A 19,320-nucleotide genomic window follows, 5' to 3' on the forward strand; every position below is an offset into this window, starting at 1 on the left:
CATAAGGCTAGCTTGGTTCTTTGATTTTGTACATGCTACTCTGACTTCGTAGAAAGAGATAAATGCCGGTGATGATTAGAATCCCCCCGATCAGCTCAACGGTAGTGAACATTTCGCCGAGGAAAATGGCGGCAAGTGTCGATGCACCAATGGGCTCACCGAGTGTGCTAATGGACACAGTCGTTGTGTTTACGTAGTTTAGTAACAAATTGTAGATTAAATGGGCACCTGTAGGAAAGATGGCGAGCAATAAAAAGATGAGCCAATCATGACTCGTATATCCGGTAAACGAAATATTTTGTACAAGGTTAAAACCAACCATAAACAGTGCGGCAAACATGAAGACGATAAAGCTGTAAACCCAGTGATTTACGGATTTTACCGTTCGTTGTCCGATAAGTAAATACAAAACGACCGAAAACACACTTAAGAAAGATAACAAGTTTCCGTACATCACACCAGGTCCGAGGTTTACATTGCCACCTGCGACAATGATGACGCCGATAAAGGCGATACTTAATGTAACGATCGTCGATTTATGGATCCGTTCTTTAAAGAATAAGAGGCCACCAATAAGGGCAATTGCAGGCTGTAAACATAAGATGAGTGTTGAACTAGCTACGGTCGTATGATTCAATGATTCAAACCATAAACCAAAGTGACCTGCAAGGAACAGGCCGGCAAATGATAATCTCAACCAGTCCATGCCCGATATTTTTGTGAAACTGTGCCGCTCTTTGAAGACGAACGGGATAATGAGCATGCTACCGAGAAGCATCCGATACATTACCATCACGGTAGAAGGCGCATCAGAAAGCCGTACAAAAATAGCTGACAATGAAATACAAATAATTGTGAACAACAGCAACACATTAATCGTTTTTGCACTCATCGTATCACCTGGAATCTTGAATTTTTAGAGTATAATTGATATATTACATATTAATATATGTGCTGTAAAGGTGGTCATATGAAAAAAATCGAACGAAGCTCGATGCGTTTGCATGCGTATGAAATGATTAAAAAGGCAATTATCACTGGAGAATTGGCACCTGAAAGGCGTGTTCGTGACGCAGAGCTCTCAGAATTACTCGGCATAAGTCGCACCCCTGTGAGGGAAGCGATATTGCGCTTAGAAGATGAAGCTTTTATTGTAAGCAAGCCAAATAGTTACACAATGGTTGCACCGATTGACCTTGAAGAAGTGAGGGAAGCCTATACGATCGTTGCATCATTAGAAGCGTTAGCTGTTCGAGAAACAGTGAAGCATTGCAACCAAACAGACATCAAAATGCTTGTTGATTTAAATGCTGAGTATGAGCGAGCACTTCAGCGTAAACAATCCATCGAAGCGCTGGAAGCTGACTTGGCATTTCACAACGAGATTGTGCACCTTGCAAAAAACGACACATTAATTAAGATTTTAACTCCGCTAAGAGATAAAATTGTACGGGTTGAGTACCATTATTTTAATGATCATTCACCAAAAGAAAAGTCGTATCAAGAGCACGAACGAATGATTGAAGCGATGCGACAAAAGAATGAATCGGTAGCTGTTAAGCAAATTCAAGAAAACTGGATGAATAGTTTAGAGCACTTGCTAAAGAATTATAAATAAACATGTACAAGGCTAGGCGCAGATCCGCTTTTAAATGAAATCTGCGTCTTTTTGTTGCTTTTTTGATTATGTACGATTATGATATATATAATTAGATAATTAACTAATTAAATAAGGCGGAGTTGCAAAGTGAACCCAACAGCAGTTTTTAAAGCTTTGGCAGACGATACGAGACGGCAAATGATCGAAATGTTAAGAGAACGTAATCATTCTGCTGGAGAATTCGCAGCCGTATTTAACATGTCCAAACCAAGCATTACAAACCACTTAAACATTCTTCATGGAGCCAATCTCGTCTATCGGGAGAAAAAGGGGCAGTATGTCATCTATTCCTTGAATATGACGTTGTTGCAAGAAGCAATGCTTTGGTTACAAAAAATGAGTAAAGGGGATGAACAATGAATACAACGTGGAGCTTTTTATGGCTAGCAAGTTCAGTCATAATCATGACGGTCGTCGTTCTATTTGGGGAAAGTGTACAGCATGTCGGTATTATGTTTACTGGTGAGCCTGTTTGGATTCATCAGTTCGGTATTGCAGTCATTTTTCCAACAATCATTGCGGTTTTAAGTGTTCTAAATATTATTATAAGAAAGCAAATAAAAGGGAAGCATGAGAAAATGTTTACGCATATTCTCAACCAAATCGCATTTTTTATAGTAGGTGTTCAAGTCGTCATCACGTTATTTGCCTATGCCATCATCACAAGTCCAGTTGCGATCATAGGGGTTCTTGTTGCTTGGCTGTATATGATGATCGGAAACCTACTTCCGATTCTCGATCGTGATTATTCTTGGCCAAAGAGAGCCTCGATAATCAAAGAACGAGATGTTCGCGTGATCAGTCGCAAGGTAGGGATTGTTTTCGTTGGAGCGGCACTCTTTTTATTGCCAATATTGTTCGTTCCTGTAGATTATCAAGCCATTTATTTGAGTCTCGTTTTGACAGGAAGTGGCATCGTTAAGGTGTTTATCGTAGTAGCTGAGCAAAAACGTTTTCTCATAAAATAACGAATAATGAATGAGTTTTAAAATTAGAATCGTTAATATAATGAATAAAAGTGAGTTTATAATACAATTAAAGTCAAGATAATTTACAAAGTGAGAATATGCAAAAATGATTAGATAATTAGTTGAATTCGCTATATTAAAGTGGCAGGTACAAATGATTGACTTTCGACTCAAGTTCGGGCAATATATGCTTGGGTCGACGTTTTAATGTGCATAACAGATGACGAAAATTCGCGTATTTAGTTTTAAGTTAAACAGACGTTTACCATACAATTTCACGCATAAATAGAGTACTATCTGTGTACATTAATTGTCGAGCTAATCCAACATAGACGTACAGAAAAGGGGTAAAGCACGATGAAGAAATGGTTAGTAGCAAGCAGCTTTCTTTTGTTACTCACAGCTTGTGGTACCGATGATGAAGGTACAGCTGATGAGCCACAAGATGACAGTGATCAAGACACTGTAGAAGAAACAGAAGACATGGACGATGACGAAGGCGATGATGACGAAGGCAGCACAGTCTTAGATGAGAATGACGAGGGTGTAACGGTTCTTGCTGAAGATCTAGAAACACCTTGGAACATCGAAGAAAATGACGGTACTTTCTACATCACTGAAAGAAGCACTGGTGAAATCGTTCACGTCACTGAAGATTCTCAGGAAAGCTACCCTGTTGAATTCAGCGATGAGCTATATACAGAGATTGAAGCTGGTCTCATGGGTATGGCACTAGCACCAGACTTTGACGAAACAAATGAAGCATTCATCTATTACACGTATGGTGATGAAGATGAGGCTTTCAACAAAGTTGCTCGCGTCGCTTTTGATGAAGAAGAAGGCGTATGGACTGAAGAAGACGTACTACTTGACGAGATCCCTGGATTCAGGATCCACAGTGGTGGCCGTATCGCTATTGGCCCAGACGATCTTCTTTACGTAGGTGTTGGAGACGTCGATGAGATTCACGGTCAAGAAGGCGATACTGAAGGCGCGATGATTGCTCAAGACGAAGACAGCTATGCTGGTTCAATTCTTCGTATGAACTTGATGGTTCAGTACCAGAAGGCAACCTTGAAGAAGATTCTCACGTGTATACGTACGGTCACCGTAACCCACAAGGTCTAACTTGGGGCGAAGATGGCACGATGTATGCGACTGAACATGGACCAACAGGTCACGATGAGTTAAACATCATTGAAGGTGGAAACAACTACGGTTGGCCAGTAATCTGGGGTGACGGTGAAGAAGAAGGCATGGAATCACCACTCGCTCACGCTGGTAAAAACACTTGGCACCATCTGGTGTAGATTATCTTGATGGGAACTTGTACTTTACTGCACTTGCAGGTTTAGGTGTTAACGAATACAACATTGAAACAGGTGAGATCACGCAAATCGTATCAGGCTTTGATCGTGTACGTGACGTAATGATTACAGATGATTCAATGTACCTCCTTACTCACAACACGGATGGTCGCGCAAGCGGACATGATAACGATGACCGTCTCGTACAACTTAATCTTGACGATGTTCTTGCAGGAAACTTCCAAAACGAAGATGCTGATTTGAAGAACGATGAAGATGTAGAATCAGGTGCTGAGCACGAAGAAGAGTTGCACGATGAAGATTCTGAAGAAGATGCAGATGAAGATTCTGAAGAAGACGAAGAAGACGCTGAATAATTACTAAAAGTTGTTCCACGAGGATTAATCCCCGTGGAACAACTTTTTTTATGTACTATTGAAACTTCCTTATTCCCGCGCTTTATATCCATTATTGAAGCAGAATTGCCGCTGTATAAATCGTCTGTATAGTTCATTATTGCTCATCTCCCAAAATAAAATAAAAAAACACTTGAAAGTCAAAGATAGTCAAACTATAATAGAAGTATGGAAAGGTTAAATATAGTCAAAGTCAATATTTGCTTACCGATATATACAAAGGAGAGTGAAGGATAATGATGAAATGTGATCACTGTCAAACGAATCAAGCGCGTGTACAATTGCGCATGAACATTAATGGAAATCAACGAAAAATGAGTCTTTGCCAATCTTGTTATCAAGATTTGCGAAACCAGATGCATCAACCTTCAGGGCAAGGTGCCTCTCCAATGAATTTCATGAATGGTGATACGACTAACCACCACGTTCGTTCTGAAACAACAGACGAGAAACAAGGTGGCGGTTTATTAGATGAATTAGGGAAAAATCTCACCACGGACGCTTCAAATGGGCAGATTGATCCTGTAATTGGCCGAGATTATGAGGTCGAGCGAGTCATTGAAACATTAAATCGGAGAAATAAAAACAACCCAGTACTCATTGGTGAACCTGGCGTAGGGAAAACAGCGATTGCGGAAGGTCTAGCCCTTCGAATCGTTAACGAAGATGTTCCGAAAAAGCTAAAAAACAAACAGATCTATCTATTGGATGTAACATCGCTTGTGGCTGGAACAGGCGTCCGTGGACAATTTGAAGAACGGATGAAACAGCTTATTCAAGAAATGAAAAATCGAGATGACGTCATTTTGTTCATTGACGAGATCCATCAAATCGTTGGAGCAGGTTCTGCAGAAGGTTCTTCAGATGCAGGGAACATCCTTAAGCCAGCGCTCGCTCGCGGTGAAATGCAGTTAATTGGCGCTACGACACTTAATGAATACCGCAAAATTGAAAAGGATGCTGCACTTGAACGACGTTTTCAGCCGGTGATGGTTGATGAGCCAACAAGAGAAGACAGCTTGAAAATTCTAAACGGGTTAAAGCCTTATTATGAAAAATACCATGAAGTCACGTATTCGCCGGAGGCAATTGAAGCTACTGTCATGTTGTCTGATCGCTACATTCAAGATCGTTTTCTGCCAGACAAAGCGATTGACTTGATGGATGAGTCTGGTGCGAAGATGAACCTAAAAACATCTGAGTTAAGCACAGACGATATTACCGAGCGTCTCGAAGAAATTCGTAAAGAAAAAGAGCAAGCAACTGCGGATGAGAATTATGAGCGTGCAGCAGAGCTTCGCACTGAAGAATTGCAGCTGATTGATAAGCAACAATCAAAAGCTGAGGATATTAGGCAACAAGCAGTTGTTGATATCGAAGACATTCAACAGCTTATTGAAGCAAAAACTGGCATCCCTGTACGTCGCTTGCAAGCGGATGAACAGCAGAAGATGAGAGATTTGCCGGACAGGCTAAACGCAAATGTTATCGGGCAAGATCAAGCAGTTAGCAAAGTATCTAAAGCGATTCGTCGAAACCGAGCCGGTTTACGACGAGGCACACGTCCAATTGGTTCATTCTTATTTGCGGGACCGACAGGTGTCGGTAAAACCGAGCTGACGAAACAAATTGCTGTCGAGTTGTTTGGAGAAAAAGATGCGATGATTCGCTTTGATATGAGTGAATACATGGAGAAGCATGCCGCATCTAAACTCATCGGTTCGCCACCTGGCTATGTCGGTTATGAGGAAGCTGGACAGCTGACAGAGCGCGTGCGGAGAAAGCCATACAGCATTATCCTCTTAGAGAGATTGAGAAGGCCCATCCAGACATTCAGCACATGTTCCTTCAAATCATGGAAGATGGTCGTCTTACCGATTCCAAGGGAAGAACCGTTAGTTTTAAAGATACGGTCATTATTATGACGACAAATGCAGGTACCGGCGTAAAAACAACGACGGTAGGCTTTGGTGCAGATGATGTGAAAGGCGATGAACAGTTAATCAACGGCCTAAAAGATTATTTTAAACCGGAGTTCTTAAACCGCTTTGATGCGATTGTTCAATTTAACGATCTTCAGAAGAAAGATCTCGTTTCAATTGTAGATTTGATGCTTGAAGATGTTATTGAGTCCGCAAGCGAACAAGGGATTCGTATAGAGGTTATGGAAGAGGCAAAAGAAAAAATCGTTAATATCGGCTACGATCCGGCGTTTGGTGCAAGACCTCTTCGAAGAGTGATTGAGGAATATGTCGAAGACGGTATTGCCGACTTGATGTTAAACACAGAAGATTACAGCCAACTTGTCGTCATGATGGAAGATGATAGGGTCGTTGTGAAGACTAAATAATGGAAAAGACTTGAGAACATCTGCATGTTCTCAAGTCTTTTTTTTCTCATTTATATTCCGCTATCCTCCTGTTACTGTTACACTAAGGAAAGTAGTCCTAAAGGGTAGGAGTGGAAGGAATGACAAACATTAAAATTGTGACAGACTCAACAACGGATCTTCCTAAAGAGATCATTGATGAGCTTGAGATTACGGTTGTGCCTTTAACCATTCATATTGATGACCAAACCTTTGTTGACGGGGTAGATTTAAGTCCAGAGGATTTTTTGCCGATGATGGCAAAAGCAGATCAGTTACCAAAAACCTCACAGCCGTCCATCGGTGAATTTATAAACAAATACGAAGAACTAGCCGCAGACGGCAGTCAAATCTTGTCGATTCATATGACATCAGGCATGAGTGGGACGTACCGGGCAGCGAGCATGGCTGCCGAACAGGCAAATGCTGATGTAAAGGTCGTGGATTCGACGTATATTGCAAGTGCACTCGGGTTTCAAGTTGTTGAGGCAGCGAAGCTTGCTAAAGAAGGTAAACCAATGCAACAAATTGTTGCTAGAATTGAAGAGATTAGAAACAACTCAAAATTATTCGTTGTTGTAAGCACTCTTGAGAATCTTTTAAAAGGCGGAAGAATTGGAAGAGGGAAAGCGTGGATTGGCTCTCTCTTGAAATTAAAACCTATCGCTGCATTAGAAGACGGGGTGTATACGCCAGTGACGAAGGCTAGAACGCAAGCGCAAGTTGTACAAACGTTACTCTCTCATTTCAACAAAGATACCGAAGGCAAAAAGGTAAAAGGCGTTAGCATCTCACATGCAAACGGTCTGGAACTCGCCCATAAACTACGCGATAAATTAAAAGAGCATTCCGTTTCGATTCAGACGACAACTCCAGTCATCAGTACACACACTGGAGAAGGTGCGATTGGTTTTACGTATTATACGGAATCCTAAGACGGATATTATAAGCCCGCTGTCAATTTGACAGCGGGCTTATTTTTTATGCTTCTGCTGAGTGCGGTGGCTTCTTTTTTGATCTGATAAACCATTGAAAAAGCAAGATGGCTAAGAGAATCGTGACAGCAATTGCGTCTGTTATAAGCGCTGGATGTAAAAATAGTAACGATCCACCTGCCATGAGAATTTGAAACACAATATTTAGACGCCCAAAGATATAACCTTCTGCTGCAATTCCAAGCATAACCACTCCGATAATGGATGTAATAATGACCCCGAATGATTCCATAAATGTCGTACCGATCATGAGGATTTCATTGTTATACACAAACATGAACGGAACGATAAACCTGCAATTGCGAGTTTCATTGCCATAAATCCGGTCCGCATCGGACTGCCTCCAGAAAGTCCGGCGGCTGCAAATGCGGCAAGGGCAACTGGTGGTGTAATGTTTGCAAAAATTCCAAAGTAGAACACGAACATGTGAGCAACAATTGGAGGAATCCCTAGTTGTACGAGTGCTGGAGCTGCCATCGTTGCGGTAATAATATACGCAGGTATACTTGGCATCCCCATCCCTAACACAATACATGCGACCATTGTGAAAAGGAGTGTTAAGAATAGGCTTTCCCCGCCTATAGATACAATGGCATTGGCAAGGTTTAAACCGAACCCAGTAATTGTAGCAATTCCTACAATAATTCCTACCGTAGCACAAGCGATCGCAACGGATACTGTGGTGCGTGCCCCGTTTTCGAGCGCATCAATAAAGTCTTTTACACTCATGCGCGTCGATTTTCTAAAGAAGCTCACAATAATTGTGACGATAATCGTCCACGCCGCTGAGAAGATAACCGTTGTTCCGCTAAAGAAGAGCATGTAGATTAAAAAGACAATCGGCAGTAAGAGATGACCGCGCTCTTTTAGCACGTCGATGACGCGCGGCAGTTCACTTCGAGGAATTCCTGATAAATTCAGCTTCGTTGCCCGAATGTGAACTTGTGTGAGAATGCCGATATAAAAAAGTAGTGCTGGTAATATGGCAATCAATACGATATCGGTGTACGGTACACCAAGGGTTTCGGCCATAATAAAGGCAGCAGCCCCCATAACCGGAGGAAGAATTTGCCCGCCGACCGATGCGGAAGACTCGACTGCACCTGCAAAGTTCTTGTTATAGCCGATCTTCTTCATAAGGGGAATGGTGAATGCCCCGGTTGTAACGACGTTTGCAATCGCCGAGCCGTTAATGCTACCTAAAAACCCACTCGCAACGACAGAAACTTTTGCCGGGCCTCCTTTTGCGTGCCCAGTAAGTGCGAGTGCCAAGTCGTTAAATAGCTGTCCCATGCCTGTCTTGGCTAGAAATGCGCCGAACAAGATGAACAGCACAATATAAGTAGCAGAAACCCCAATTGCTGTTCCGAGTATGCCCTCGGTCGTCGTAAACAGCTGATTGGAAATCGCGTCCCAATCATACCCTCTATGTCTGAATATCCCTGGTAAATCTCTACCGAACAATGCGTACAGGACAAATAGAAAGGCAAGAATAGGCAATGCCCAGCCGGTAACGCGTCGGCCAGCTTCAAAGACGAGTACGATTAACAGTGTCCCAAAGATCACATCTGGCGTTGTTGGAAGCCCGCCCCTTGTTACAATTTCGGTGTAGTTCACAAATAAATAAATGGTCGATGGAAATGACAAGAGTGCGAGCAACAAATCATACCACGGTAAGCTTTGCCGACTTGCTTTTTTTGTTGCTGGAAATAACAAAAAGATGAGTACGAGCACCGCTGAAACGTGTAGGGCACGGTGGACAAGTACGTATACAGGTGGGCCTGTAAAAGCTGTAATAAGGTGATAGAGAGAGAAAGATACAGCAATAATGGTTACGATTAAGACGAGCCATTTATTCTTAAAACTTCGAAATCTTGATTCACTATCGTACTTTTCGAGAATTTCTTGTTGCTGATCGTCAAGTGGTTGTTCTTTAAAAGTGCTTGTCAATCGTACGTCACCTCGTTCCTTTAGCTTCGATTGCCATTTCAATCGGTTCATGATGAGGAAGGTCCGCCCAGTGAACAATGGACGAACCGTTTTTGTGCAAAGCAAATTGCGCATCGTGAGAATGGTACCAATTGTATGTTTCGTACGTATCCTCCTCATTATGGGTTGTCACGATATATCCGTCTTCAACACGCGTATCACCACGACCGTATGCAGCCGTGCCTGCACCGTACGATTGAAAACGTGATTCGATTAATGAGAAGGAGCCATCCGTTTTTATGAGCAATGTTTCTTCCCATGGGGTTTTCTCTACGGAATGAATCCAACGTAACGTGAATTCGTCTCCAGGTTGAACGGGAATTTCCATAAACACCTCATCGGTACGCGGGTGATATAAAGTGAGGGTACTATTATTTGTGAAAAGAAACATACCGACCCCACTAAAAAGTACAACGACCAACGAGACGATGATAAGAGGACGTTTGACGTTAATCGAGCAAACCTTCTTCTTGGAAGTATCGTTCTGCACCTGGATGTAATGGGATATTAACCCCTTCTTGGAAGTTTTCAATCTCAATATCTTGAGCTGCATCATGAGAACTTTGAATTTGTTCTAAATTTTCGTAAAAAAGTTGTGTCAATTCATAAACTTCATCTTCTGAAAGTTCAGGGTTAGGAATAAGTAAGTTCGTAATTGAAGGTGTTTGGATGTCTTCTTCGTTATCATACGTACCTGCTGGCACAGTATCTTCAATAAAGAATGGGTAGTTGTCTTGAAGGTAAGTCATGGCGTCATCTTCAATTGGAACGACGGTAACGTCATGGGTACTTGCAAGATCCATCGCTGCAGAGTTTGGCACACCGCTTGTGACGAAAGCAGCGTCAAGCATTCCATTACGCATTTGATCAATGGCTTCACCGTAAGGCAAGTAATCCGCAGAAATGTCATCATACGTCATGTCATGTGCTTCAAACATCATTCGCGCATTTAATTCCACACCGGAGTTTGCATCGCCAACAGCGACTCGTTGACCTTCAAGGTCAGCAAACGTATCAATGCCAGAATCTGTCGTCGTGATGACTTGTACAACATTCGGGTACAAACCAGCGATGGCGACGAGGTTGTCTTGTGGATCTTCACCATCGTAGGCCCCAAATCCCTCATAAGCCTGTTCTACGGTGTCGGCCATTACGATTGCTAATTCCGCTTGATCACTTTGCAATAAGTTAACATTTTCAACAGAAGCTCCAGTTGCTTGAACGGAAACATCGTGCCCCGCGTTTCATAAACACTTGCCATTGCTCCAGCAATTGGATAGTAAACACCAGATGTCCCGCCGGCTGCTATGGTTACGAATAGGTCGTCCACTTCTCCGCCAGCAGAATCATCGCCATTCCCGCAAGCGCTTACAATTAGCGCCGCACTAGCAAGTACAAAAGTTGATGCATATTTCTTAAACATATGAACCCCTCCTCCTAGTATAATATTCACAATATAATATATTCAAACAATAATCAATATGAATAAATCGTGTAGAGAAAAAGAGTAAAATGACCAGTTGGCCATTTTACTCTATCGGTTATTTTGAAAAGTCGTCAGTAATTGCCCCTTTGGAAGCAGAGGAAACGAGCGCAGCGTATTTGGCGAGTACACCTGTTTTGTAGCGAAGTTCTGGTGCTTTCCAATTCCTTCTTCTCGTTTCTAGTTCTTTTTCATCCACTTCCATTTGCAAAAGGTATTCATCACTATCAATCGTGATTGTGTCACCGTTTTCTAGTAGCCCGATCGGCCACCGACTTGCGCTTCAGGTGCCACATGACCAATCACAAAGCCGTGGGAACCACCGGAGAAACGGCCATCGGTAAGGAGAGCGACTTTCCCACCAAGTCCTTTCCCAACAAGCATAGCGGTAAGGGAAAGCATTTCAGGCATTCCTGGACCACCTTTTGGACCGACGTAACGAATGACGAGTACATCTCCAGCTTCGATTTCATTGTTCATGACCGCTTCTGTCGCTTTGTCTTCGTTATTAAAGACTTTGGCAGGACCTTGGAAGCGTGTAATGGATTGCCCCGACATTTTCGCAACGGCACCTTCGGGTGCGAGGTTTCCTTTTAATACGACGAGGGGACCGGTTTTCTTCTTCGGATTAGAGAGTGGCATAATGACGTCTTGCCCGTCATGCAGTGCCTCGACTTCGGCTAAGTTTTCTGCCAACGTCTTTCCAGTGACGGTCATGCAGTCTCCGTGCAAGAGACCTGCTTCAAGCAAAAGCTTCATAACCGCAGGAACCCCGCCGACGTTATTCAAATCTTGCATCACGTAGCGACCGCTCGGTTTCAAATCGGCAATGTGAGGGACATTTTGACGGACACGCTCAAAGTCGTCATAATCAAGGTCCACATCGACCGCGTGGGCCATCGCGATGAGATGAAGGAAGGCGTTTGTAGAACCACCGAGTGCCATGACGACTGTGATCGCATTTTCGAACGCTTCTTTCGTCATAATGTCCCGTGGGTAAATGCCTTTTTCTAATAACAAGTTTACCGCTTCGCCGGCGCGTTTTGCTTCGTCTTCTTTCGCTCCTGCTATCGCAGGTGTAGATGAAGAACCAGGCAGGGACATGCCCATCGCTTCAACGGCTGAGGCCATCGTGTTCGCCGTGTACATCCCACCACATGCACCTGCACCTGGCACGCACTGCACTCGACTTCATGCAACTCTTCATCGGTAATCTTGCCGACTTGATGTTGGCCGACCGCTTCAAATGCAGACACAATATCCACGTCTTTACCGTGCAGCTTCCCAGGTTGAATCGTTCCACCGTACACGTATACGGAAGGGACATTAATGCGACCCATCGCCATTAAACAAGCGGGGGTGTTTTTGTCACAGCTGCCAATGGCAACGAGGCCGTCTAGACGCTCTGCATTCATGACCGTTTCAATGGAGTCGGCAATTACCTCACGACTTGGCAGGGAGAAGAACATGCCTCGTGTCCCATGCCAATTCCATCAGATGTTGTAATCGTATTGAAAATGAGCGGAGCACCGCCATTCTCGGCACCACTCTTCGCAGAAATGGCGAGTTTGTCCAAATGTACATTACAAGGAGTGACTTCACTCCATGCGCTTGCTACGCCAATCATCGGCTTTTTGAAGTCTTCATCTTTGAATCCTACCGCTCTTAGCATGGCGCGATTTGGCGCACGATTCGGACTTTCGCTAATAATGCGGGAGCGGATGCGTAAATCTTTGTCTTTACTCATGAGGATACATCCTTTCTACGTCTGTTCATTGGATTTCTTGTTATGTACGCCTTTTCGTTGTTGAAGTTTTCTGAACATGTAACGAAGCATCGACAAACAAGGTTAGTACAATTTTAGCTGAAAAGCTCGAATTTTTGTAGTGCTTTACAGAAGAAAAGAGATGTTGACAGAAAATTAAATTTGTATACAATTATATTATAATACTTCAGCAAGTGAACTGAGGTGGTTGTACACAAAGGAGCATCGGCTGTGAAAAAAACATCTAAGCGTTTATCTGCTGCTGATTATGCTTATGAAGTGTTGAAAGAACGAATTATTGAACTCCAGTATCAACCAGCAGAGCATCTATTGGAAGACCAACTGGCGAAAGATCTAGAGATTAGTAGAACGCCGTTAAGGCAGGCATTGTACCGACTAGAGCTTGAAGGTTTGGTGAATAAACAAGCAAATGGACGGATGATTGTGACCCCTGTTACGCTTGAAGAGGCGAGAGAAGTGTTTGTCGTTCGTGAGATGATGGAAGGTCTCGTCGCAAAGGAAGCATCGGAGCGGATGAGCCAAGATGATCTGTATCGGTTGGAAGATACGATCGAACTCATGAAACGAGCGGTAGAGAGAGCGCGTTCGCAAGATTTCTTAAAACACAGCGAAGAGTTTCATGGAATTATCCAAGAGTGTAGTCATAACGATACGGCCAAACGCTTTCTTCTACAGTTGGAGAATAAAGTGGACCGGTATCGGCGCATCAGCGGGTACAAAAACCCCGCATATGCATTGAACACTCCATTGGAAGAACACATCGAGATACTGCAATTTCTTAAAGAGAAAAGCAGTAAGGAAGTCGAAGATCTCATGCGTGCGCATATTCGAAGAAGTTTGAAGACGATTGAAGAGACGATTGCAACAAATTCATCTTCACATTCATTCTGATGAAAGAGGTGCAGTACGATGAAGGAACAAACAGTGATTCCCGGTTTAGACGGTGTCATCGCAACAGAAACCGATGTATCTTATCTTGATGTAGAACAAGAAGAGATTGTCATTAAAGGCTATGACCTTATTGAGCTATCAGAAAAGCTTACGTATGTTGAACTGGCGTACCTATTGTTTAACGGGAAGTTGCCAACAGACCAAGAGCGGCTGGAGTTTGAAAGCGCTTTAAAAGAGTCGTATGCACTTCCTGACAATTTCTTGAAATTGTATGAGTACTTGCCGAAAGAAACGAATGCAATGGATGCACTTCGTACAGGAATTTCTGCTTTAGCCGGTTTTGAAGAGAAGCTTGAAGACCGCTCCACAAATGCGAACCAGGAGAAGTCACTTCGTCTTCTCGCGAAGATTCCTAATATTGTCGCGAATAGTTACCGCAAGCTAGAAGGAAATGAGCCGGTGGAACCGTTAGAGAATTTGCCATTTAGCAGCAACTTCTTGTATATGATTACCGGAAAAGAGCCGACAAAGCTTGAGGCAGAAGTGTTTGACCAGTCTCTTATGGTGTACAGTGAGCATGAAATGCCGAACTCCACGTTTACAGCTCGGGTGATTGCTTCAACACAAGCCGATATGTATGGGGCGTTTACTGGCGCTGTCGCTTCACTTAAAGGAAGTCTTCACGGCGGAGCAAACGAAGCGGTCATGCACATGTTGCTTGAAGGCAATACGACGGAAGGTTTTGAGAAACTGCTCTATGACAAATTAAAGAATAAAGAACGGATCATGGGATTTGGGCATCGCGTGTATATGAAGAAGATGGACCCGAGAGCGACGCTCATGAAAAAAGCGTTAAAACGACTTGCAAAAGAGCGAGGACGCGAAGATCTCGTTGAGATGTGTCAGCGTGGGGAAGATATTTTGCGTGAGGAAAAAGGGTTATACCCGAATTTGGATTATTACGCAGCACCTGTCTATTATTTGCTTAACATTCCAATTCCTCTCTACACACCCGTGTTTTTTGCAGCACGTGCCGTCGGTTTAGGGGCGCACGTCATTGAGCAACATGACAACAATCGTTTATACCGACCGCGCGTGAAATATACAGGTCCGAGAAACTTACACCCATAATCGTTGAAAGGATGAGTAATCAATGGATATTAAACTAAACGAAAAGCCATTAGTAGATGAAGTATTGTTACAAATTGCAGATTATGCCGTTAACGGAGAGATTTCAAGTGAAGAGGCGATGGACACGGCGAAGCTCGTGCTCATGGACTCTCTCGGATGTGCGTTTCTTTCCCTTCGCTACCCAGAAGCGACGAAGCACCTTGGACCGATCGTTCAAGGAACGCAAGTACCCAATGGGGTTCGCGTGCCAGGAACGCAATTTGAGTTAGACCCAGTTCAAGGCGCGTTCAACATTGGAACGATGGTTCGTTGGCTTGATTACAACGATACGTGGCTAGCAGCGGAGTGGGGACACCCATCGGATAACTTAGGTGCGATTCTTTCTGTTGCGGATTACATTAGCCGCGCGCGAGTGGCAAAAGGCGAAGAGCCACTTACGATGGAGGATGTGCTAATAGCGACAGTGAAAGCGCATGAAATTCAAGGTGTATTGGCACTTGAGAACAGCTTTAACCGTGAAGGGTTGGACCACGTGCTCCTCGTAAAAGTAGCGTCTACCGCTGTCGCTACGGCAATGCTCGGTGGTACAGAAGCACAAGTTGCTGATGCGGTTTCTCAAGCATGGGTCGATAATTCCAGCTTACGTACGTACCGTCATGCACCAAATGCCGGCTCTAGAAAATCATGGCAGCAGGTGATGCGACGAGTCGTGCCGTTCGTTTAGGACTGATGACGATGAAAGGTGAAATGGGTTATGCGAGTGCGCTAACCGCACCAAAATGGGGCTTCCAAGACGTATTGTTTAGCGGCAATTCATTAACGATCGCTCGTCCATTTGGGAGCTATGTGATGGAGAACATTTTGTTTAAAGTATCGTTCCCAGCAGAGTTTCACGCGCAAACGTCTGCTGAAGCCGCAGTACAGCTTCACCCTCAGATCAAAGATCGCATTGATGACATTCAAGAAGTGAAAATCACAACACACGAATCAGCGATCCGGATTATTGATAAAACCGGTCCACTTCATAACCCAGCTGACCGTGACCACTCTTTGCAGTACATTACAGCGATCGGCCTCATTTACGGTGAGCTAACCGCTGATCACTACGAAGATGATGTGGCAGCGAACCCACAAATTGATGCACTTCGTGAGAAGATGTATACTGTCGAAAACGAACAATACAGCAAAGACTATCTTGATCCAGAGAAACGTTCGATCGCAAACGCCGTTCAAGTCATTTTCAAAGACGGATCGAAAACAGAAGACATCGCGATTGAGTATCCGCTCGGTCATCGTCGTCGCCGGGAAGAGAGCATTCCGTTCCTTGAGAGCAAATATAAAGAAACACTTCACACCCGCTTCCCACAAAAGCAAGCGGATGAACTTTTCCAACTGTTCCAAGATCCTTCGTTTGAGAAGCTCGGCGTGCATGAGTTTATGGAGAAATTTACGATATAGGAGTGAATTTTCATGAGTTGGGTTGTGAACAATCATAGTAGTCAACAAGAATTGTCTGAACGGTTCCAGACACTCATCCAACAGGAAAAGATTTTGCAAATGCCAGGCGCTCATGACGGGATGAGTGCGCTCATGGCGAAGAAGACGGGGTTCGAGGCACTTTATCTTTCAGGTGCAGCTTTCACGGCGAGCCAAGGGCTCCCAGACGTGGGCTTCATCTACTCAAATGAAATTGCCGACCGTGCACAAGAGCTCGTTCGCGCAACCGATTTGCCAGTATTGGTTGATATTGATACGGGCTACGGTGGTGTGATTAACGTAGCAAGAGCGGCTAAAGAAATGGTCGAAGCTCGGGTTGCTGCTGTACAAATCGAAGACCAAGCGTTGCCGAAGAAATGTGGACATTTAAACGGCAAGCAACTCGTTAGTGTAGAAGACATGGCAGCCAAAATCAAAACACTAAAAGAAATTGCACCGAGCTTAATCGTCGTCGCTAGAACGGACGCAAAAGCTGTTGAAGGAAAAGAAGAGGCACTCGAACGCATTCGTGCATACGTCGATGCAGGCGCAGATGCCATCTTCCCTGAAGCCCTCGTAAACGAAGAGGACTTCAAATATTACGCGGATCATATTTCGGTACCGTTGCTCGCCAATATGACAGAATTCGGGAAGACGCCCTATTTCACAGCGGACCAGTTCGAAAACCTCGGCTTTTCAATGGTCATCTATCCGGTCACATCGATGCGTGTCGCCGCGAAAGCATACGAACGAGTATTTGCTGAGATTTATGCAAAAGGCACACAAAAGGACCACTTAGACGAGATGCAAACGAGAGCAGATCTGTACGAGACCATTCAATACTACGACTATGAAAGTCTTGACGATCAAATCGCAAAAACCGTCCTTCCTGTCGTCGGGAAGGAACAGCGATAATGTGAGAAAAAGGGGCTGCCTCAAAAGCCTCTAAAGTAAAATCGGAGTACAGATCGCTTATGATCTGTACTCCGATTTTTGTATGTACGTTCTTTCTATATACCGTTTTGGCGAGCAAGTCATTGTGGACCATTCCGACTGATCGGAACGAAAGGAAGTGCCTTCTGCGGGACGAGTCCTCACAGGTTATAGCATGAACGGAAGACATTTATTGGATACAAGAATGTAGAGGTTCCATCGTGATTTCATACGAATGGACCGTTATGACAAAAGTGGGATAACTCCAATCGTGTTTATACCGGGTTGGGGCAGGGCATGGTTCGCAATGTGCGCGCTAGTTTGCTCTTTATAAGTGATCATTTCGTAAAACTTGCACGCAGTTTGGACTACATCGAACCCCTTACGACCGATTTCGGTTCGCGCGAATCGCGCCGACAGCATTTTGGGTTTTCAAATCGGGGTTCGGGGCAGGGCGTGCGACTCAATCTTCATGGCGGTGTGGTGTGGACGAATGCGAGGTGCGGCTTTGGAACTAGATTGCCGTTCATTTTCTTTAAAGGGCTCAATCTGGTTCCATTAACGGATGTTTGGAAGTAGATGCTGGTCGATTGGAATCAGAAAGTGGCAAAACGGTCTCATTTGAGCGAATCTGATTCCAATCGGGGATCTTTGGAACTAGACTGTCCATTCCGCACAGGGATTCGAGTCAACTTAGGCGCTGCAAATGTAGAAAACCCATCATAAAACCGTTGATTGGAATTTTAAATGTTCAACAAGCAAAAGTACGAGTATACGGCTTCCAATTTCCCTATGCTATGTACCGTGCAAGATGTTGGGCTAATATCTTACCATAGAAACTCCTATGGTAAGATTTCTCTTCTTTTCCGCACCTGGGTGTTGCGAACCTTGCCATAGAAACTGAAAATCTCACCATAGAACATACAATGGTAAGATTTTAGTTAAATCGGCTTTCGAAATGGAAGAAATCCTACCATAGCTAGGAGCCACTCCGAGGTTTCCTATGTAAAAGTGCCAAGGCACTAAAAAGCGTAGCAATTTCTACACCTCTCATACACACCACCGACCTATTTCGGTTATCCAAATTTCAAATTATCATCGACATGGTCGTAAGACTGAGGAGCTCATCGGTTTCTTCTCATTAACGAAAACACGGTTTGCGTCTTTTGGCCACCGGTGTCGCCTTATACTCCAGAGAGAAAGCATCCGCCTGCAATGGAAATGAATAACCCACACTGGTTTTAGCTATCCGGAATCCTTTACTTGATTCAAGTTGTGATATTCATTCATAGAAAAAGGGGCTGTGCCCTAGGTTTATTCTAATACTTGAGCGGATAGCCCCTTTTTGTTTTTTCAGAAGTTCCGTTACATCGTATGATTATTAAAGGAAAAGCGGTTTATATTGGAGAATATTGCAGGAGTGGGCTGGCACTATGCACATGCATCGATCTTTACACTGAGGAGGTCGTAAAATGATTCGATTTATCAAACGTGCAACGCCAAGTTTCATAGTGTTGTTAATTGCGTCAGCGATATATATTTGGTTTTGGGACATGAATCGACAAAGCACGATCGCAGATGAACTTCAGGAGACAGAAGAGTCATTCGGCCCGTTTGACGACATACAACTAATTGATATGGATTCAGAGAAGCGTGTACGTAATCAAGAGGAACTGGTCAATTTTCTACAGCAGATTGGTGATGTAGACATCATTCTCACCGATGAACCTAGAGGGGATTATTTATATGAATTTGTGTTTCGAAACGACGAAGATAATATAACTACTCTGTGGACGATCTATGAAAATGGCGTATATTTCATCGCGCATAATAATTATGCAGCGACCGATGCCGATGATAATTTAATCCAGCAAATTGAAAATGCTGATTTTCATTGGGAATAGCGGTTCGACGAGT

At 43.8% G+C, this 19,320-nt stretch carries 15 protein-coding genes and 4 pseudogenes; 12 read left to right on the plus strand and 7 right to left on the minus strand.

All coding sequences use genetic code 11. From position 1 onward, the window contains the following. Nucleotides 1-7: 7 nt before the first annotated feature. Nucleotides 8-892: a DMT family transporter gene (locus JCM19037_RS09270; protein WP_042400243.1), complete on the minus strand. Its 885-nt coding sequence runs from the start codon at nucleotides 890-892 to the stop codon at nucleotides 8-10. A gap of 78 nt (nucleotides 893-970) precedes the next feature. Here JCM19037_RS09270 and JCM19037_RS09275 point away from each other — a divergent pair, with 78 nt between their 5' ends. The 7 genes and pseudogenes from JCM19037_RS09275 (at nucleotide 971) to JCM19037_RS09300 (ending at nucleotide 7,654) form a co-directional block, all read left to right on the plus strand. Then, entirely contained in the window at nucleotides 971-1,618 is a 648-nt protein-coding gene (locus JCM19037_RS09275; RefSeq protein ID WP_042400246.1) for a GntR family transcriptional regulator, read from the plus strand. A 129-nt stretch (nucleotides 1,619-1,747) separates the two neighbouring features. Beyond that, nucleotides 1,748-2,020 carry an autorepressor SdpR family transcription factor gene (locus tag JCM19037_RS09280; protein ID WP_042400248.1) on the plus strand — a complete coding sequence of 91 codons (273 nt, stop codon included), beginning with the start codon at nucleotides 1,748-1,750 and terminating at the stop codon, nucleotides 2,018-2,020. Next, entirely contained in the window at nucleotides 2,017-2,628 is a 612-nt protein-coding gene (locus JCM19037_RS09285; protein ID WP_042400249.1) for a hypothetical protein, read from the plus strand. Before JCM19037_RS09280 ends, JCM19037_RS09285 begins: the two co-directional genes overlap by 4 nt. A 483-nt stretch (nucleotides 2,629-3,111) precedes the next feature. Then, nucleotides 3,112-3,938 (plus strand): annotated as a pseudogene (locus JCM19037_RS09290) (sorbosone dehydrogenase family protein). Further along, nucleotides 3,920-4,312 (plus strand): hypothetical protein, encoded by a 393-nt coding sequence (locus JCM19037_RS22595; protein WP_052363744.1) that lies wholly within the window; start codon nucleotides 3,920-3,922, stop codon nucleotides 4,310-4,312. Before JCM19037_RS09290 ends, JCM19037_RS22595 begins: the two are co-directional and overlap by 19 nt. Before the next feature lie 278 nt (nucleotides 4,313-4,590). Next, nucleotides 4,591-6,701 (plus strand): annotated as a pseudogene (locus JCM19037_RS09295) (AAA family ATPase). Between the two features lie 119 nt (nucleotides 6,702-6,820). Next, on the plus strand, nucleotides 6,821-7,654 hold the full coding sequence (locus JCM19037_RS09300; RefSeq protein ID WP_042400253.1) for a DegV family protein: 834 nt from the start codon (nucleotides 6,821-6,823) through the stop codon (nucleotides 7,652-7,654). A gap of 46 nt (nucleotides 7,655-7,700) precedes the next feature. Here the strand turns inward: JCM19037_RS09300 and JCM19037_RS29325 are convergent, their stop codons facing one another. From JCM19037_RS29325 to ilvD, 6 genes and pseudogenes are all read right to left on the minus strand, one after another. After that, nucleotides 7,701-7,991: a hypothetical protein gene (locus JCM19037_RS29325; RefSeq protein WP_307189772.1), complete on the minus strand. Its 291-nt coding sequence runs from the start codon at nucleotides 7,989-7,991 to the stop codon at nucleotides 7,701-7,703. Then, entirely contained in the window at nucleotides 7,961-9,664 is a 1,704-nt protein-coding gene (locus tag JCM19037_RS09305) for a TRAP transporter permease (RefSeq protein WP_307189773.1), read from the minus strand. The genes JCM19037_RS29325 and JCM19037_RS09305 overlap by 31 nt, the downstream gene beginning before the upstream one ends. Before the next feature lie 7 nt (nucleotides 9,665-9,671). Beyond that, nucleotides 9,672-10,094, minus strand: a complete 423-nt coding sequence (locus JCM19037_RS24195; protein ID WP_193744716.1) for a DUF1850 domain-containing protein — start codon at nucleotides 10,092-10,094, stop codon at nucleotides 9,672-9,674. A 58-nt stretch (nucleotides 10,095-10,152) separates the two neighbouring features. After that, nucleotides 10,153-10,887, minus strand: coding sequence for a TAXI family TRAP transporter solute-binding subunit (locus JCM19037_RS09315; RefSeq protein WP_238544636.1), 735 nt, complete (start codon nucleotides 10,885-10,887; stop codon nucleotides 10,153-10,155). Continuing rightward, a complete protein-coding gene (locus JCM19037_RS27120; RefSeq protein ID WP_238544637.1) occupies nucleotides 10,863-11,126 on the minus strand; it encodes a hypothetical protein in 264 nt (87 codons plus the stop codon). Before JCM19037_RS27120 ends, JCM19037_RS09315 begins: the two co-directional genes overlap by 25 nt. Before the next feature lie 118 nt (nucleotides 11,127-11,244). Then, a pseudogene (gene ilvD / locus JCM19037_RS09320) lies at nucleotides 11,245-12,933 on the minus strand (dihydroxy-acid dehydratase). Between the two features lie 249 nt (nucleotides 12,934-13,182). Between ilvD and JCM19037_RS09325 the strand changes: the two are divergent. From JCM19037_RS09325 to JCM19037_RS09345, 5 genes and pseudogenes are all read left to right on the plus strand, one after another. After that, nucleotides 13,183-13,863, plus strand: coding sequence for a GntR family transcriptional regulator (locus tag JCM19037_RS09325; protein ID WP_042400257.1), 681 nt, complete (start codon nucleotides 13,183-13,185; stop codon nucleotides 13,861-13,863). 18 nt (nucleotides 13,864-13,881) lie between these two features. Then, a complete protein-coding gene (gene mmgD / locus JCM19037_RS09330; protein WP_042400258.1) occupies nucleotides 13,882-14,994 on the plus strand; it encodes a citrate synthase in 1,113 nt (370 codons plus the stop codon). Nucleotides 14,995-15,016: 22 nt separating this feature from the next. Further along, nucleotides 15,017-16,452 (plus strand): annotated as a pseudogene (locus tag JCM19037_RS09335) (bifunctional 2-methylcitrate dehydratase/aconitate hydratase). 12 nt (nucleotides 16,453-16,464) lie between these two features. Next, a complete protein-coding gene (prpB, locus tag JCM19037_RS09340; RefSeq protein ID WP_042400261.1) occupies nucleotides 16,465-17,385 on the plus strand; it encodes a methylisocitrate lyase in 921 nt (306 codons plus the stop codon). 1,490 nt (nucleotides 17,386-18,875) lie between these two features. Next, a complete protein-coding gene (locus JCM19037_RS09345; protein WP_042400264.1) occupies nucleotides 18,876-19,307 on the plus strand; it encodes a hypothetical protein in 432 nt (143 codons plus the stop codon). The last annotated feature ends 13 nt before the right edge of the window (nucleotides 19,308-19,320 follow it).

The organism is Geomicrobium sp. JCM 19037, assembly GCF_000698105.1.
GTDB lineage: Bacteria > Bacillota > Bacilli > Bacillales > Marinococcaceae > Geomicrobium_A.

Bases quoted from the DNA above. Each gene is read 5' to 3' on its own strand.
- JCM19037_RS09285 (WP_042400249.1), top strand. From the start codon at position 2,017: ATGAATACAACGTGGAGCTTTTTATGGCTAGCAAGTTCAGTCATAATC.
- JCM19037_RS09275 (WP_042400246.1), top strand. From the start codon at position 971: ATGAAAAAAATCGAACGAAGCTCGATGCGTTTGCATGCGTATGAAATG.
- JCM19037_RS24195 (WP_193744716.1), bottom strand. From the start codon at position 10,094: ATGTTTCTTTTCACAAATAATAGTACCCTCACTTTATATCACCCGCGT.
- JCM19037_RS09270 (WP_042400243.1), bottom strand. From the start codon at position 892: ATGAGTGCAAAAACGATTAATGTGTTGCTGTTGTTCACAATTATTTGT.
- JCM19037_RS29325 (WP_307189772.1), bottom strand. From the start codon at position 7,991: ATGTTTGTGTATAACAATGAAATCCTCATGATCGGTACGACATTTATG.
- prpB (WP_042400261.1), top strand. From the start codon at position 16,465: ATGAGTTGGGTTGTGAACAATCATAGTAGTCAACAAGAATTGTCTGAA.
- JCM19037_RS09345 (WP_042400264.1), top strand. From the start codon at position 18,876: ATGATTCGATTTATCAAACGTGCAACGCCAAGTTTCATAGTGTTGTTA.
- JCM19037_RS09300 (WP_042400253.1), top strand. From the start codon at position 6,821: ATGACAAACATTAAAATTGTGACAGACTCAACAACGGATCTTCCTAAA.
- mmgD (WP_042400258.1), top strand. From the start codon at position 13,882: ATGAAGGAACAAACAGTGATTCCCGGTTTAGACGGTGTCATCGCAACA.
- JCM19037_RS27120 (WP_238544637.1), bottom strand. From the start codon at position 11,126: ATGTTTAAGAAATATGCATCAACTTTTGTACTTGCTAGTGCGGCGCTA.